The sequence below is a fragment of the Burkholderia pseudomultivorans genome, from assembly GCF_001718415.1.
GTDB lineage: Bacteria > Pseudomonadota > Gammaproteobacteria > Burkholderiales > Burkholderiaceae > Burkholderia > Burkholderia pseudomultivorans_A.
This window is the reverse complement of the sequence record NZ_CP013377.1, coordinates 1281194-1296974: the sequence shown is the minus strand read 5'-3', so window position 1 is coordinate 1296974 and position 15781 is coordinate 1281194. Positions and strand designations below refer to the sequence as shown.

13 protein-coding genes are annotated in these 15781 nt (G+C 70.0%); 5 read left to right on the top strand and 8 right to left on the bottom strand.

Translation table 11 applies throughout. The features are described from left to right. The first annotated feature begins 94 nt into the window (after positions 1-94). The 4 genes from WS57_RS05510 (at position 95) to WS57_RS05495 (ending at position 5251) form a co-directional block, all read left to right on the top strand. Positions 95-2080, top strand: a complete 1986-nt coding sequence (locus WS57_RS05510) for a hypothetical protein (RefSeq protein ID WP_155774260.1) — start codon at positions 95-97, stop codon at positions 2078-2080. Between the two features lie 349 nt (positions 2081-2429). Beyond that, positions 2430-3515, top strand: coding sequence for a helix-turn-helix transcriptional regulator (locus WS57_RS05505; RefSeq protein WP_009693383.1), 1086 nt, complete (start codon positions 2430-2432; stop codon positions 3513-3515). A gap of 111 nt (positions 3516-3626) precedes the next feature. Next, the gene (locus WS57_RS05500; protein ID WP_009693382.1) at positions 3627-4283 is read left to right on the top strand and encodes a VC0807 family protein; all 657 of its coding nucleotides are present in this window, start codon (positions 3627-3629) and stop codon (positions 4281-4283) included. 101 nt (positions 4284-4384) lie between these two features. Beyond that, the gene (locus WS57_RS05495) at positions 4385-5251 is read left to right on the top strand and encodes a CPBP family intramembrane glutamic endopeptidase (RefSeq protein WP_069243848.1); all 867 of its coding nucleotides are present in this window, start codon (positions 4385-4387) and stop codon (positions 5249-5251) included. Positions 5252-5269: 18 nt separating this feature from the next. Here WS57_RS05495 and WS57_RS05490 read toward each other — a convergent pair whose 3' ends face one another. From WS57_RS05490 to WS57_RS05470, 5 genes are all read right to left on the bottom strand, one after another. After that, positions 5270-6250, bottom strand: coding sequence for an aldo/keto reductase (locus tag WS57_RS05490; protein WP_040131634.1), 981 nt, complete (start codon positions 6248-6250; stop codon positions 5270-5272). A 227-nt stretch (positions 6251-6477) separates the two neighbouring features. Beyond that, complete coding sequence (locus WS57_RS05485; RefSeq protein ID WP_009689372.1) at positions 6478-7149, bottom strand: MarC family protein; 672 nt, start codon at positions 7147-7149, stop codon at positions 6478-6480. 138 nt (positions 7150-7287) lie between these two features. Beyond that, positions 7288-8088 carry an enoyl-CoA hydratase-related protein gene (locus tag WS57_RS05480; RefSeq protein ID WP_059517337.1) on the bottom strand — a complete coding sequence of 267 codons (801 nt, stop codon included), beginning with the start codon at positions 8086-8088 and terminating at the stop codon, positions 7288-7290. Positions 8089-8126: 38 nt separating this feature from the next. Then, positions 8127-9449 (bottom strand): phenylacetate--CoA ligase PaaK, encoded by a 1323-nt coding sequence (gene paaK / locus WS57_RS05475; protein WP_069243847.1) that lies wholly within the window; start codon positions 9447-9449, stop codon positions 8127-8129. Between the two features lie 49 nt (positions 9450-9498). Next, positions 9499-11055, bottom strand: a complete 1557-nt coding sequence (locus WS57_RS05470; protein ID WP_069243846.1) for a 3-hydroxyacyl-CoA dehydrogenase — start codon at positions 11053-11055, stop codon at positions 9499-9501. Positions 11056-11600: 545 nt separating this feature from the next. Between WS57_RS05470 and WS57_RS05460 the strand changes: the two genes are divergently transcribed. Further along, a complete protein-coding gene (locus tag WS57_RS05460; RefSeq protein WP_009691032.1) occupies positions 11601-12689 on the top strand; it encodes a calcium:proton antiporter in 1089 nt (362 codons plus the stop codon). Positions 12690-12858: 169 nt separating this feature from the next. On the opposite strand, the gene WS57_RS05455 is transcribed toward WS57_RS05460, so the two are convergent. The 3 genes from WS57_RS05455 to WS57_RS05445 are packed head-to-tail and all read right to left on the bottom strand — an operon-like array spanning position 12859 to position 15778. Beyond that, positions 12859-13680 (bottom strand): amidohydrolase family protein, encoded by an 822-nt coding sequence (locus WS57_RS05455; RefSeq protein ID WP_230945495.1) that lies wholly within the window; start codon positions 13678-13680, stop codon positions 12859-12861. After that, the gene (locus tag WS57_RS05450; RefSeq protein ID WP_059517342.1) at positions 13680-14702 is read right to left on the bottom strand and encodes an NAD(P)-dependent oxidoreductase; all 1023 of its coding nucleotides are present in this window, start codon (positions 14700-14702) and stop codon (positions 13680-13682) included. The genes WS57_RS05455 and WS57_RS05450 overlap by 1 nt, the downstream gene beginning before the upstream one ends. Beyond that, on the bottom strand, positions 14699-15778 hold the full coding sequence (locus WS57_RS05445) for a LacI family DNA-binding transcriptional regulator (protein WP_059517343.1): 1080 nt from the start codon (positions 15776-15778) through the stop codon (positions 14699-14701). Before WS57_RS05445 ends, WS57_RS05450 begins: the two co-directional genes overlap by 4 nt. Positions 15779-15781: the final 3 nt, after the last annotated feature.

The window sequence follows — 15781 nt, the reverse complement described above, 5'->3', positions numbered from 1 at the left end:
CGGTGCCCGACACCTAGCCTACGACGTACGCGATCGCGTCGCGTGCACCGGCCGGTCGGCCTCGCCCGACCCACTCATCCAGGGAGAATCCATCATGAAGCGCTCCTCTACCCAGCTTCGCATGGCATTGACGGCCATCGCGGGTGCGGCGGCCGTCTGCGCGTGCGGCGGCGGCAGCGACAGTTCGCCCTCCTCGCCGCCGGCCGCGTCGGTGCAGGGCACCGTCGCGAGCGGCGCCGCGATCGCCAATGCCGCCCTCACCGCGACCGACGTCAACGGCAAGACGGCAACCGCGACGGCCGGCGCGGACGGCACCTATACGCTGGACGTCGGGCAGCTGAGCGCGCCGGTCGTGGTCGTGGCCACCGATCCGCAGGGGCGCGCCGATCCGCTCGTGTCGGTGATCGCGACGCTGCCGGCGGCCGGCGCCTCGTCGACGGTCAACGTCACCACGCTGACGACCGCGATCGGCGACCTGCTGACCGCGAGCGGCAATGCGCTGGACCTGACGGCGCCGGCCACGCTCGGCGCGAACGTCCAGCCCGCGGCCGTGCAGAAGGCGTCGGGCACGCTCAACAGCGCGCTCGCCGACATCCTGCAGCAGAACGGCCTGTCGGCGTCGAGCTTCGACGCGATCGCGACGCCGTTCACGGCGAATCAGACCGGCGCGGATGCCGTGATCGATTCGGTGCAGCTGCTGCGAAATGGCAGCGGCACGACACTCGTGTCGAACGGCTCGCCGGCGCAAGGCCTCGCCCTCAACAACCAGACGACCGCGCCGGCCGCCCCGCTTGCGGCGCCTCCCGTCGCGGCGAACACGCTCGGCTTCATGTCGGGCCTGCTGAAAGCGTGCCTGTCCGCGCAGGTCGCGCAGCGCGGCACGAACGCGTCGTGCGCGGCCGCATTCGATTCGCACTACATGGACAACGGCTACACCAGCGTCGACGACTACGTGGCGGCGTTCCAGCTCGCGACATCGGTCGGCGCGAGCGTCGGCCAGCCCGTGACGCTGCAATACTTCAAGGACGCGAGCAATACGCAGTCGGCGCTCGTGCGGATTCCGTACACGCTCACCGACGGCACGCAGGGCAGCTTCGTCACGACGGCTCATCAGCTTGCCGCGCCCATTACGCTGCCGGACGGCAGCACCGCGTCCTGGAACCTCGTCGGCAACCAGCTCAAGTACGACGCGCGCACCGAATCGCGCGTCACGCTGCGCACCTTCCTCGATTCGTTCGCGGACAGCACCGGCAATCCGGACGTCAGCCATTACGATGCCGGCATGTCGTTCGTCTTCAATCCGCAGGGGCCGAACGCATCGAACGTCAATGCCGTCCAGGTGACCGGGCCCGGCCTGCCGACCGGCGGCCTGTTCCTGTTCCGCTCGAGCGCCTGCGGCACCGCGAACTATCTGGCGATTCCCGGCACGAAGCCCGCGACCTTGCCGCCGACCGGCAGCCTCACCGTGGCGAGCGATACGAACGAATACCGGTGGTCGTGGCAAACCGTGGCCGGCGCCGCAACGACCTTCACGCCGCCGTCGAAGTATTTCTGGGATACGTCGCAGCTCGATCCGTCGAGCGTGCCGTTCTATCCGCAATACACCTACGAACTGTTCGACTCCAGCGGCAATCCGCTCGACTCGTTCACGGTGACGAGCGCCACGCCCGTGGTCAGCGCGAACCTCGGCGCGACCACGCCGTGGGCCACGGTCGGCCAGGATGTCGTCGCGAACTTCCTGACGCCTGGCGGCTCGGCGGCCGGCGCGGCGACGACGGCCAGCGTCGACTGGACGCCGAACGCCGATGCGCCGCCGCTGCTCGGCGTCGCGGTACTGACGCTCGGCAAATCGACGGCGGGCGTCGACGGTTTTACGTCGGTTCCGGGCGGGGCGACCTCGGCGACCGTGACGGCCGGCGTCGACTCGACCGGCGCGCAGACTTGCGCCGGCTCGCAGTTCCTGCCGCTCGTCGACGGCAACTACCGGATCGTGCAACTGCGCGCAAAGAACGCGAACGGCGTGCGCTTCTTCCAGAACGTGACCTATCGCGACGGCGCGTCGGCGCCCAACGCGTCCTGACACGTCGACCCATCCATCGGGGATCGCCGGGCGGTGCAATGCCGCCCGGCCGGCGTTTGGCGTTTTGCCGGCCCTTGACCACCGCGCGCGTGCCGCCGCACCGACCAGGCCCGACGCGCAATCAGGGACAAACCGCACTTGATGGCCCCGCGCAATCGCAAGAAAATGGCCGCAAGCGCGTCGTCGTCGCGTCACCGCGTGTCGAATCTGCAACGTTTTTCGCCCGACATCGTTTGTTCCGCGCGCGCCGCGCCGCTCCGACAAGGGTTCGCACGCGAATTGCTCATGTCTCGGTATCTTCTGCCGAGCCTGTCGGCGGCACGCTCCGCCGGCCGGGTACCGAACGCCCATGTCCACGACCGCCGCCTTCCGAACCGCGATGGACGCGATCCGCACTGTGGCGGATCCCGATCCGCCGTGGGCGGCGCTGCTCGATGCGGCGCGAACCTTGGTGGGTGCCGACGCGGCCGGCCTGATGATCTTCAGTACCGGATACGAACTGGCGGTGCTTCGCCAGCATGGGCTCGACGACAGCGCGGAGCAGGACTATCGCAACCACTTCGCACACGACGATCCGATCGTGCGGGCCGCGCAGCACTCGGCGAAATGCACGTGGCTGAACAGCGACCGGTTGCGCGTCGCGCCCGACGTGAGTCGTCATCCGTTCTACAACGAATATCTGCCGACCCATCGCATCGGCCAGGTGCTCGCGTGCGAACTGACCGTCAACCGCGAAATACGCGCCGGCATCACCTTCCTGCGCGCGACGTCGCCGGCGGCGCCGCGCGACGACGACGCGAATTCGCCGGTCGGCCGTTTCGTGCGGGCGCTGTCGAAAGCCATCGACGATCGCGCCCGCGCGTTGCAGGCGCGCATGGACGCGCTCGACACCGGCCTGGCCGCCGTCGGCGACGCGATGCTGCTGATCACGCCACGCGCGTCGATCCTGATGCGCACCGCCAACGCGACCGAATGGCTGGTCGAAGGCCGGCTGCTGGGCCCGACCGAACGGACGCTGACCCATCCGCATCCGGCGCTCGCCGCCGGTCTGAGGCGGGCGATCGCGCGAGCGGATTCGAGCCGGCAAGCCGTGACGTTTTCGGTTCCGACGTCGTGGGGAGAAGGCCTGCGGCTCGATATCGCGCCGGCCCCGCCCGCGTTCACGTTCGCAAACGAATCGACGCTGATCGTACGAATGCGCAAGAACAGCGCATTCGCGGTGCCCGGGCTCGACGAACTGGCCGCCTTCTTCTCGCTGACGCCGGCCGAGGCGCGCGTGCTCGCCGCGCTCGTCAGCGGCCACTCGCCGGCGGAATATGCGGCCGCGACGGGCGTTGCGACCGCAACGGTGCGCAACCAGATCGGTTCGCTGATGAGAAAGATGTCGTGCAGCCGTCAATCCGAGCTCGTCCGGCTCGGCACGCTGCTGTTCTGAATGCCGTTGCCGCCGCGACGCCATCGCCCGATTCTTCGATATACTGGTCCGTACCGCTTCCGCGCCAGCCGTCCGTCTGGCGCGCGCGCCCTCAACTGCATAGAGTCGCCCGTGAAACCACGCGCCGGCCTGATTCTGGAACTCGTCGTCAACCTGCTGCTGCCCTGGGCCGCATACCGGGTCGCGCAGCCGTATTTCGGCGAAACCGGTGCGCTGTACGCGTCGGCAATCCCCCCCATCGTCTGGTCGATCGTCGAATTCATTCGCACGCGTCGCATCGATGCGGTCGCAATCATCGTGCTGTTCGGCATCGCGCTGTCGATCGTCGGCATGGCGCTCGGCGGCAGTCCGCGCACGCTGCTGATGCGCGAGTCGCTCGCGTCCGGCACGATCGGCGTGCTGTTCCTGCTGTCGCTGTTCCGCGAGCGTCCGTTGATCTTCTATCTGGCGCGCGCGACCGTGGCCCGCGAGATGGCCGGCGGCGCCGCCCGCTTCGAAGCCGTGTGGGACCAGCAGCCGGGGCTGCGGCAGATGCTCCGGCTGATGACGTTCGTCTGGGGCGCCTGCATGACGCTGGAGATGCTGCTGCGCTGCTGGATGGTGATGACCTGGCCGGTCGAGCGCGTGCTTGTCGTGTCGCCGATCATCGGCTACTCGGTGTTCGGCTGCCTGCTCGCCTGGACGTTCTGGTATCGGCGGCGCATGCGCACACGCAACAGCGTCGACATCCCGAGCCGCGAAGGCGTCACCGAGGTCGCCGGCCGCTGACGGCCGACCGTTCGCGGTCGGCCGGCAAGGCCGCACCGTCGCGCGAGCCGGCCGCTGCGGTATGATGCGCGGCGTCTCGTCCGACGAATGCCCCGCTGCCGATGCCCGCCCTGACTCTCCCGTTCGCCGCGACCTGGCTCGCGCTGTTTGCCGCAGCCGCCCTCGCGTGGCACCGTCCGCTGCGCCTCGCCAGTCTGATTTTCGCCGCGCTCGGTTACGCGGGTGCGCTGGCGACCGGTCAGCTCGCGCCGGTCGCGCTGGCGCCGCTCGCGCTGCTGGCCGCGGCCGCATGGGGTGTCGCCCCCGACCGGCCGCTCGCGGCGCGCATCGCCGCGCACGTCGTGTTCGTCGCGCTGGCGGTCGCGCTCAGCGTGCACCTGCTCCCCGGCTTCCACAATCCGCGCGTGATCGGCCCGACGCGCTTCACCGCGGATGCCGCGCCGTTCACGATGTACCTGAATCTCGACAAGCCGCTCGTCGGCCTATGGCTGCTGTGGGTGCTGCCGTGGGTCGCGCCCGACGTCGCGCCGTCGCGCGCGCTGCGCACGGGTGCAGTGGCCGCGCTCGCGACGGCGGCCGCGTGCCTGGCCGGTGCGCTCGCGTTCGGCATGGTCGGCTGGGCGCCCAAATGGCCGCCGTCGGCCTGGCTGTGGCTCGCGAACAACCTGCTGCTCGTCACGCTCGCCGAAGAAGCGCTGTTTCGCGGCTACGTGCAGGGCAGCCTGACGCGTGCGTTGCGCGCGTTCGCGTGGGGACCGTGGGCCGCACTCGCGATCGCTGCGGTGCTGTTCGGCGCCGCGCACGCGGCCGGCGGCTGGCCATGGATCGTGCTCGGCACGGTGGCCGGCATCGGTTACGGCCTCGCGTGGCGGCGCGGCGGACTGCTCGCGGCCGCGCTCGCGCACGCGGGGCTGAACATCGTGCACTTCGGGTTGTTTACCTATCCGATGCTCGCCGCCGCGCGCTGACCGGCGCGGCGACGACGCTCAGTTGAAACCGGCGACCGCATGCGGGACATACGGGCGTTCGAGCGTCGCGATTTCGTCGTCGGTCAGTTTCAGTTCCAGCGCGCCGAGCGCATCGTCCAGCTGTTGCGGCTTCGAGATGCCGACGATCGGCGCGGTGACGCCGCGCTTCTGCGCGACCCAGGCCAGCGCCACCTGCGCGCGCGGTACGTTGCGCGCGGCCGCGATCGCGGCGACGGCCTCGACAACCGCGCGATCGGCCTCGACCGTCGCGTCGTACAGCCGCTGGCCGACCTCGTCGCTCTGCTGCCGGCTCGACGACTCGTCCCAGTTCCGCGTCAGGCGACCGCGCGCGAGCGGGCTCCACGGAATCACGGCGATGCCCTCGGCCTCGCACAGCGGCAGCATTTCCCGTTCTTCCTCGCGGTACAGCAGGTTCAGGTGGTTCTGCATGCTGACGAAACGGGTCCAGCCGTGCTGCCGCGACGTGTACAGCGCCTTCGCGAACTGCCACGCGAACATCGACGACGCGCCGATATAGCGCGCCTTGCCGGCCTTCACGACGTCGTGCAGCGCCTCGAGCGTCTCCTCGAGCGGCGTGTGGTAGTCCCAGCGATGAATCTGGTAGAGATCGACGTAGTCGGTACCGAGCCGCTTCAGGCTCTGGTCAATGTCGGTCATGATCGCCTTGCGCGACAGGCCCGCGCCGTTCGGCCCGGGGCGCATCCGGTAGAACACCTTGGTCGCGATCACGACCTCGTCGCGCTTCGCGAAGTCGCGCAGCGCGCGGCCGACGATCTCCTCCGACGTGCCGTCCGAGTACATGTTCGCGGTATCGAAGAAATTGATGCCGGCCTCGATCGCGCGGCGGATGATCGGGCGGCTCTCCGCCTCCGGCAGCGTCCACGGGTGCGTGCCGCGCGACGGCTCGCCGAACGTCATGCAACCGAGCACCAGTTTCGACACGTCGAGCCCGGTCGCCCCGAATTTCACGTATTCCATCGCATCCCTCGCCATTCAGTTGAACGTGCGGCCGGATGCGCGTCGGCGCGCGACGCAGCGCGCGAGCCGGACGCCGCGCATCCGCCGGAACGTCGCATGTTATACCGCGCGGCGCACACGCGTGTTGTCGCGCCCGTGCGCACCGGGCAGCTGCGATGGCGATGAAAGAGGAGCGAATCCGCGCCGCGCGGCGACGCCCGTTCACGCGGATCGGCAGGCCGGGCCGATTACTTGATCTGGTCGGCGATCGGCTGCAGGAATTCGGAGAAGCCGGTCAGCATGATCTGCACGCCGATGCAGAGCAGCAGGAACGCCGACACACGCTTCGCGACCTTGGTGCCTTCGCTGCCGAGGTAGCGCGACAGCAGCGCGGCGCGGCTGTAGGTCTGCCAGATCACGACCGCGACCAGCACCGAGACGGCGATCGACACGATGCTCGACAGCATGAACTCCGACAGCTTGTGCGTGCGGTTCGCATTCAGCGCGATCGCGGTCGCGATCGAGCCGGGGCCGACCGTCAGCGGCACGGTCAGCGGAAAGAACGCGCGCGTCATGATCGCGTTCGCGTCGATCGGCTTGACCGGCGTGTCGCCGCCGCCCGGCCCGTCGGGCTCGTTCAGCATCTGCCAGCCCGCCACGGCGACCGCGAAACCGCCGCCGATCCGCAGCGCCTCCATCGAGATCCCGAAGAAATGCAGCACCGGCGTGCCGGCGAAGAACGCGACCAGCAGCACGATGAACGCGTTGAACGCGACTTTCTTCGCGAGCAGGTCCCGCTCGTGCTCGGTCAGCGCCTCGGTCCGCTCGAGAAACAGGAAGGCAATGCCGATCGGATTGATGATGCCGATCAGGCCGGTGAAGCCGAACAGGATCTCGGAGACAAGACGATTGACGATCATCGGGCAGGAAAGCGGTCGGGGCTGGGCCGGCGGCGCGCCGGGGGTCACGCATTGTAGAGCAAGCGCCCGGCGCTGCACACACGTCGCCGTTGCGGCGCCGGCGGCGCGGCACGCCGCCGTCACGCGCGCCGCGCCTGCTTATTCCGCGACCGGCTCCCACGCGGGCGGCCGCTTCGCGAAGAACGCGGCGAAGCCCTCCTTCGCTTCCGGCGTCGCGCGCACGCGCGAAATCGTCTGCGCGGTGAATGCCGCGCGCGCCTCCGACGGCGGATACTCGCCGATCGCGTCGAAGAAGCGCTTGATCTCCGTCAGCGCATGCGGACCATTGCGGCTCAGTTCGGCAAGCGTCTTGTCGAGCGCCTGATCGAGCGCGTCGAGCGGCACGGTCTGGTGGATCAGCCCGATCGCGACGGCCTCGGCGGCGCCGAGCTGCGTCGCGGTCAGCGCGAGCCGGCGCGCCTGGCGCTGGCCGACGGCTTCGACCAGGTACGGCCCGATCACCGACGGCAGGATCCCGAAACGTGCCTCGCTGACCGCAAAGCGCGCCTGGTCGCTCGCGATCACGATGTCGCACGCCGCGCACAGACCGACGCCGCCGCCGAACGCGTGGCCCTGCACGCGCGCGACGGTCGGCTTCGGGCACTGACGGATCGCGCGCATCATCGCGGCGAACCGCTCGGCGTCGCGCAGGTTCGCGGCCGCGTCGTTCGCGCTCGCGCGCTGCATCCATTGCAGGTCGGCGCCCGCGCAGAACGCGCGGCCCTCCGAGCGCAGCACGATCGCGCGCACGTCGTCGCGCGCGCCGAGCGCCGTGAATGCGTCGGTCAGCTCGGCGATCATCGTCTCGTCGAACGCGTTCAGCACGTCGCCGCGCTGCAGCGCGACGCTGGCAATGCCGCGCGCGTCGACCGCGACGGCCAGGGTCTTCAATCCATCCATCGAACAGGTTTCCTCGGGTAGAACATCGGGTCTCGACATCACGCGGCGTGACGGCGGTCGATCACGCGGCGGGCCTTGCCGGTCGCGCTGGCCGGAATGCCGCCCGCGCCCAGCACCGTCACGCCGGCCGACACGCCGACCATCGTCTTGATCCGGTGCTGCACCTCGCGCGCGATCGCGGCGCGCTCGCCTTCGCCGACGCCCGCCGCGGCTTCGGAGCGCAGCTCGACGGCGAGGTCGAGGCGGTCCATATGGCCGTCGCGCGAGATCGTGATCTGGAACTGGCCCGACAGCTTCGGCTGTGCGACGACGATTTCCTCGATCTGGCTCGGAAACACGTTGACGCCGCGCACGATCAGCATGTCGTCGGAGCGGCCGGTGATCTTCGCGAGACGGCGCATCGCGCGCGCGGTCGGCGGCAGCAGCGCGGTGAGGTCGCGCGTGCGATAGCGGATCACCGGCATCGCCTCCTTCGTCAGCGACGTGAACACGAGTTCGCCTTCGCTGCCGTCGGGCAGCACCTCGCCGGTGACGGGGTCGATGATCTCCGGGTAGAAATGGTCTTCCCAGATGACCGGGCCGTCCTTGGTCTCCACGCATTCGCATGCGACGCCCGGGCCCATCACTTCCGACAGCCCGTAGATGTCGAGCGCATCGATGCCCGCGCGCGTCTCGACTTCGTCGCGCAGCGCCTGCGTCCACGGCTCCGCGCCGAAGATGCCGATCTTCAGCGACGACTGCGCCGGGTCCATTCCCTGCCGCACCATCTCGTCGATCAGGTTCAGCATGTACGACGGCGTGACGAGGATGATCTTCGGCTCGAAATCGCGAATCAGCTGCACCTGCTTCTCGGTCTGCCCGCCCGACATCGGCACGACCATGCAGCCGAGCCGCTCGGCGCCGTAGTGGATCCCGAGGCCGCCGGTGAACAGCCCGTAGCCGAACGCGTTGTGCAGCGTGTCGCCGGGCCGGCCGCCCGCGGCGCGGATCGAGCGTGCGGTCACGTTCGCCCACGTGTCGATGTCGCGCGCCGTGTAGCCGACCACGGTCGGCTTGCCGGTCGTGCCGCTCGACGCGTGCACGCGCACCACCTGCTCGCGCGGCACCGCGAACAGGCCGAACGGGTAGTTGTCGCGCAGGTCGGACTTCGTCGAGAACGGGAATTTCGCGAGATCGGCGAGCGATTTCAGGTCGTCGGGGTGCACGCCCGCCGCGTCGAACGTGCGGCGATAGTGCGGCACGTTGTCGTACGCGTGGCGCAGCGACCATTTGAGGCGCTCGAGCTGCAGCGCCTGCAGTTCGTCGCGGCTGGCGGTCTCGATCGGCTCGAGAGCGGCGGCGGGATGCGTCAGGTGAGTCATCGGGGTGCTCCTCCAGTGGAGTGACGTCGTTATCGTGATCGGGTGGCGGCTACGACCGGAACAGCCGGCCGGCGGCATGCAATGCGGCGATGCGCGGCGACACGCGATAGCGGTCCTCGCCGTAGCTCGCCGCCAGGTTCGACAGCACGCGGTGCACGCGGCCGATGCCGATCGCATCGGCCCACGCGAGCGGGCCGCACGGGTAGTTCACGCCCTTCTCCATCGCCAGATCGAGATCGGCGGGCGAGCACACGCCCTGGTTGACCGTGTCGGCCGCTTCGTTCGCGAGCATCGCGACGGTGCGCATCGCGACCATCCCCGGCACGTCGGCGACGCCGACGACCCGGAAGCCCGCCTGCTGGAACAGGCCGACCGCGTCCGCATAGGCGGCGTCGCTGCACTGGAGCGCGCGCGTCAGCGCGACGAGCCCGGCCTGCGCGTAATCGCGCGCGAGATCGACCAGCACCAGGTCGGCGACGCCCGTCTGCGCGGCGCGCGCGGTCGCGGTGCGCCCGTCGGTCAGCGCGATCGATGCGCGGCCGGCCGTCGCGAGCAGGTCGTCCGGATGCGCGTCGTGCCGGCGTGCGCCGGCGATGCGTTCCGCGAAGCGGGCGTGCAGCGCCGCGGCCGGACCGTCCTGGGCGAACAGCGCGACCTCGGTCGGCGCGTCGCGCGGCGGCTCGAATTCCGGCGCGGGCGGCGCCGCGCCTTCCGCATACGAATAGAAGCCGCGCCCCGACTTGCGCCCGAGGAAGCCCGCATTCACCAGTTCCTGCTGGATCAGCGACGGCGTGTAGCGCGGATCGTTGAAGTACGCGCGGAACACCGATTCGGTCACCGCGAAGTTCACGTCGTGGCCGATCAGGTCCATCAGCTCGAACGGCCCCATCCGGAAGCCGCCGGCTTCGCGCATCACCGCGTCGATCGACGCCGGCGTGCCGCCCTGCTCGTTCAGCACGCGCAGCGCCTCTGCGTAATACGGCCGCGCGACGCGGTTCACGATGAAGCCCGGCGTCGATTTCGCCATCACGGGCTGCTTGCCCCACGCGGCCGCGGTGGCGTACAGCACCTGCGAGACGTCGGGCGCGGTCGCAAGGCCGCTGACCACCTCGACGAGCGCCATCAGCGGCGCCGGATTGAAGAAGTGCAGGCCGGCGACGCGCTGCGGCACGCGCAGGCCGGCCGCGATCGACGTGATCGAGATCGACGACGTGTTGGTGGCCAGCAGGCACGCATCATCGACATGGCGTTCGAGCGTCGCGAAGATGTCGCGCTTCACGTCGAGCCGTTCGGCCGCCGCCTCGACGATCAGCGCGGCGGGCGCGAGTTCGGCCAGCGCGCGCACCGCGCGCAGCCGGTTGCCGGCGGCCTGCGCCTGCGCCGGTTCGAGCCGGCCCTTCTCCGCAAGCCGCGCGAACTGCGCACGAATCGACGCGAGCGCCTTGTCGCAGGCGGCTTCGTTCAGGTCGTACAGCAGGACCGTATGGCCGGCCGCCGCCGCGACCTGCGCGATGCCCGCGCCCATCGCGCCCGCGCCGATCACGCCGACGACCGCCGTGCGCGCCAGCGCGCCCGAGTTCACCGAATGTGCAGAGGAAACCGTCATCGCTTGCGATCCGTCATGAAGTGGAAGTGCGAGCGATTATAAACCGACCGGTCGGTTGATTTATGTCGGGGTGTGCCCGAATGCTTCGTGCAACAGAGCGTTACGGATACTGCAAAGATAAAAAATGAAGGATTCGGGGCACTTTTTGTCAACCGAAAGGTCGATGTAAGCGTTCGAATATGAGATAGCGGCCCCCGAACGCCTGATAAGATTCGACAAATCGCCGGATTTCGGGAGAAAACCGCGTGTCACGCCGCCACTGTCGTCTCTCGTCGCCCGCCCTTCGGGGCCGGAACCGGGCCGCCGGCCCGCCGGCCGGCATGACCCGCACCGCCCACGGCGGCCGGCTGCATCGAACCGTTTCATCCTGCGACGGGCTTCGGCCCGCCCGCGCCCGTCGTCGCGTCGCCGCGACGCACCCCGGGCAGCGCCCCGCTGCGCTGCCGCCCTTCGGTTTCACCGTCCTCGTTCGGCAGATTGTCCGGCCGGGCTTCGTCAACCCGTGACGGCGCATTGCGCGCCGCCACTCGAATAAGGAACCCTCGATGCCGATCTCGTCCAACCAGCTTCCGCGCTGGACCCTGTTGGCCCCGCTTGCCGCATGGCTGGTACTCGCGCTGTCGCGCGTCGTGCCGGCCGAAGGCATCGTCATCGCGCTGTTCGCCGCCGCGCTTGCCGGCGCCGTGTTCGCCGCGGTTCACCACGCCGAAGTCGTCGCCCATCGCGTCGGCGAGCCGTTCGGCACGCTCGTGCTCGCGGTCGCCGTGACCGTGATCGAGGTCGCGCTGATCGTGTCGGTGATGCTCGGCGCGGGCCCCGAGAAATCGGGCCTCGCCCGCGACACCGTGTTCGCCGCCGTGATGATCATCTGCAACGGCATCGTCGGCCTGTGCCTGCTGGTCGGCGCATGGAAGCACGGCGAACAGGACTTCCAGGGACGCGGCGCGAGCAAGGCGCTCGCGGTGCTCGCGTCGCTGTCCGTGCTGTCGCTGGTGATGCCGAACTACCTGAGCGCCGCGCCGGGCCCGCAGTTCTCGAGCTCGCAGCTCGCGTTCGCCGGCGTGTCGTCGCTCGTGCTGTATGGCGTGTTCGTGTTCGTGCAGACCGTGCGCCATCGCGACTACTTCCTCGCCGACCACGACAGCGCGAACGAATCGGTGCACGCAGCGCCGCCGAGCGGCCGCACCGCGCTGATCAGCCTGCTGCTGCTGTTTGCGAGCCTCGTCGCGGTCGTGCTGCTCGCGAAGCTGCTGTCGCCGGCGGTCGAGCATGCGGTGCTGAAGCTCGGCGCGCCCGAGGCCGCGGTCGGCATCGTGATCGCCGCGCTCGTGCTGCTGCCGGAAGGGCTCGCGGCCGTGACCGCCGCGCGAGCGAATCGCCTGCAGACCAGCATGAACCTCGCGCTCGGCTCGGCGCTCGCGAGCATCGGGCTCACGATCCCGACCGTCGCGGCCGTGTTCATCTGGGTCGGCCAGCCGCTCACGCTCGGCATCGGCGCGATGGAAACCGTGCTGCTGTCGCTGACGCTGCTGGTCAGCACGCTGACGCTCAGCCAAGGGCGCACGACGGTGCTGCACGGCGTGGTTCACCTGTCGCTGTTCGCTGCGTACCTGTTCCTGTCGGTCACGCATTGACCGATGCATCGGGGACGGCGGGCTGCGTGCGGAGATTGCGCGTGGCAGCCGCGTGCACCGGCGGCGTACGTCCGGCTGCAGACGGCGCAAGTCGTCCCTCACGCGGGTCCGTTGCAGCGCACCGAACCCGCATCCGCATCGACGCGTCGCTGCGCGTCGCCCCCTTTCCTCAGAATCCGTAAAGCGCGGCCGCATTGTCGGCCAGAATCGCATCGGCGGTCGCCGCGCCGCCCGCGCAATCGCGCAGCCAGTGCAGCAGCGTCGCATCGTCCGGCAGCGGCGACGCATTCGGATGCGGCCAGTTGCTGCCCCATACGCAGCGTGCGCCATGCTCGCGCGCAAGCACCGACGCGAGCCGCGCGACATCGCGATAGCCCGGCGCACCGCTGCGCGACGTTTCGTACGGCGCGGACAGCTTCACCCACGTGCGCCCGCCGTCGAGCAGCCGTCGCAATGCGGCGAACGGCTGCGCATCCGGCGCGACAGGCTCGAGAAACTTCCCCGTATGGTCGATCACGAGCGGCGCGCGCAGCGCCGACAGCGCGGGTGCGACATCGGGCAGCGTGCGGCCGTCCAGCTGCAGGTCGATATGCCAGCCGAGCGGCGCGATTCGCGCGGCCATCGTGTCCAGTTCGTCCCATCGCGACACGCCGCCCGCGAGCATCATGAATCGCACGCCGCGTACGCCGGCCGCGTGCAGTCTCTCCAGTTCGGCATCCGGCACGTCGCACGGCAGCGTCGCGACGCCGCGCGCCGACGCGCCGAGCGCCGCCAGCGCGTCGAGCAGGCAGCGGTTGTCGTAGCCGTAGCCGGTGGGCTGCACGACGACGACGCGCTCGAGGCCGAGCGCACGCTGCACGCGGCGATACGCGTCGACCGGCGCGTGCGGCGGACGAAACGTCGCGGTCGGCGCGAGCGGATACGCGTCGTCGTAGATATGGATGTGGCAGTCGCACGCCGGTGCCGCGCCGGCGCGGTGACGATCTCGCATCATTGCGCGTGAGGCGCCGCAACCGCGTCCGCAGACCGCCAGCGCGCGACGCGCGCCGCATGCGCGCCATTGACCGAGCCGACCGGCAGCCGCCCATCGAGCAGCGCGGCGAGCTGGTCGACCGTCTCGAGCGCCTGGTGCTCGATCGCCGGCAACGTGAGCCCGCCGATATGCGGCGTCGCGATCGCGCGCGGATGCGCGGCGAGCGCGGGCGTCGGCATCTGGTCCGGCGCGCGGCCGACGTCGAGCGCACACCCTGCGAGCCGGCCGCCGTCGAGCGCATCGGCCAGCGCGCGTTCGTCGACGAGTTCGCCGCGCGACGCGTTGATGAAGTACGCGTCCGGCTTCATCAGCGCGAGCGCGCGCGCATCGATCAGGTTCTCGGTGGCCGCGCTCGCCGGTGCGAGGCAGACGACGAAATCCGCGGCCGCCAGCAATACAGCCGTGTCGACCTGTTCGAGCGCCGGCGCGTCGACGCACACGTACGGATCGCTGACGAGCACGCGCATGCCGAGCGCGGTCGCGATCGGCGCGAGATGGCGCGCGATCTGCCCGTAGCCGATCAGCCCGAGCGTGCTGCCGCGCAATTCGCGGCCCATCTGCGGCACGGGCGCCGCGCCGCGCCGATACGCGTGCGCATAGTCGCCGATCCCGCGCGCGAGATCGATCATCGCGCCGACGACCCATTCGGCCACCGCCGCCGCAAAGCCGGGGCTCGCCTGCGTGACCAGCACGCCGAACGCGCTCGCCGCGTCGACGTCGACGGTCCGGATATCGACCGCGCATCGCAGAAACGCGGCCAGCTGCGGCAGCGCCGCGAACAGCGCGCGCGGCGCGGGTGTCTGCCGGTAAGCGATCATTGCGTCGCAGCCTTGCGCCGCGTCGATCAGTTCGTCGGTCGTCAGTTCGCGGTCGAGCGGATTGCACGCGACGTCGGCGATCGCCGTCAGCGCGCGCATCGCGTTCGCGCCGAAGTAGCGGTCGAGCATCGCAGTCGGATGCGTGACGAATACGCGTTTCATGCGGCGCCTCCCGTCCGTGCGATCGACGGCGGTGGCGCAACCGATGCGCGCGCAACCAGCGTCACGCCGGCGAACACGCACGATTCGGGCGCGTGCGGCGCGTCGCCGTCCTGACGCATCACGCGCCGCACCATCTCCGCGGCCATCTCGGGCACCGGCAACTGCACGGTGGTCAGCGCGGGCGACGAGATCGCCGACAGGAAATGGCCGTCCATCCCGACGATCGACACGTCGTCCGGCACGCGCCGCCCGCCGTCGCGAAGCCCGGCCATCAGCCCGAGCGCGAACAGATCGTTGACCGCGACGATGCCGGTCGGCCGCGCCGGATCGTCGGCAAGCGCGATACCGAGCGCGCGGCCGACCTCGACGATCACCGCATCGCCGTATTCGTTCGCAGGGCCGCCGTCGAGCACGCGCGCGTGCGCGCCGAGGCCCGCGTCGCGCACGGCGGCCTGAAAGCCGCGGATCTTGTCGCTGCGGCTCATCGTCATCCCCGCGACGGTCGCGAACGCGAGCCGCGTATGGCCCGCATCGATCAGACAGCGCGTCGCGAGCCGCGCGGCCGCTTCGTTGTCGGCCGTCACGTGATCGACCTTCGACGCTTCGCCGGGCGTCGCGCGCCGGTCGTAGCTGACGACCGCCATCCCGCGCGCGGCCGCGCGTTCGAGGTGGCTTTCGTCGGCAAGCGACGAAATCACGATCACGCGCCGCACGCCGTGCGCGAACAGATCGTCGAAGAACGACGCCTCCTTGCGCGCGTCGCGATACGTGTTGCCGATCAGCACGCGATGGCCGTACTGCTCCTGCGCGCATGCCTCGACCTCGCGCGCGATATAGCCGTACATCGGGTTCGCCATCGACGGCACCAGTAGCCCGACGAGCGGCGTCTGCCCGGTTTTCAACTGGCGTGCCAGCGTGCTGGGCCGGTACTGCAGCGCGTCCATCGCGGCCTTCACGCGTTCGAGCGTTGCGGGCTTCATCTGGTCCGTGCGGCCATTGAGCACGTTCGATACCGTGCTGACCGAGACCGCTGCGTGGCGGGCCACGTCCTGAATCGTACTCATATCGTCTTGCAGAAG

Excerpts from the sequence above, each read along its gene's own strand:
- WS57_RS05510 (WP_155774260.1), top strand. The coding sequence starts at position 95 with ATGAAGCGCTCCTCTACCCAGCTTCGCATGGCATTGACGGCCATCGCG.
- WS57_RS05505 (WP_009693383.1), top strand. The coding sequence starts at position 2,430 with ATGTCCACGACCGCCGCCTTCCGAACCGCGATGGACGCGATCCGCACT.
- WS57_RS05495 (WP_069243848.1), top strand. The coding sequence starts at position 4,385 with ATGCCCGCCCTGACTCTCCCGTTCGCCGCGACCTGGCTCGCGCTGTTT.
- WS57_RS05490 (WP_040131634.1), bottom strand. The coding sequence starts at position 6,250 with ATGGAATACGTGAAATTCGGGGCGACCGGGCTCGACGTGTCGAAACTG.
- WS57_RS05485 (WP_009689372.1), bottom strand. The coding sequence starts at position 7,149 with ATGATCGTCAATCGTCTTGTCTCCGAGATCCTGTTCGGCTTCACCGGC.
- WS57_RS05480 (WP_059517337.1), bottom strand. The coding sequence starts at position 8,088 with ATGGATGGATTGAAGACCCTGGCCGTCGCGGTCGACGCGCGCGGCATT.
- paaK (WP_069243847.1), bottom strand. The coding sequence starts at position 9,449 with ATGACTCACCTGACGCATCCCGCCGCCGCTCTCGAGCCGATCGAGACC.
- WS57_RS05470 (WP_069243846.1), bottom strand. The coding sequence starts at position 11,055 with ATGACGGTTTCCTCTGCACATTCGGTGAACTCGGGCGCGCTGGCGCGC.
- WS57_RS05460 (WP_009691032.1), top strand. The coding sequence starts at position 11,601 with ATGCCGATCTCGTCCAACCAGCTTCCGCGCTGGACCCTGTTGGCCCCG.
- WS57_RS05455 (WP_230945495.1), bottom strand. The coding sequence starts at position 13,680 with ATGCGAGATCGTCACCGCGCCGGCGCGGCACCGGCGTGCGACTGCCAC.
- WS57_RS05450 (WP_059517342.1), bottom strand. The coding sequence starts at position 14,702 with ATGAAACGCGTATTCGTCACGCATCCGACTGCGATGCTCGACCGCTAC.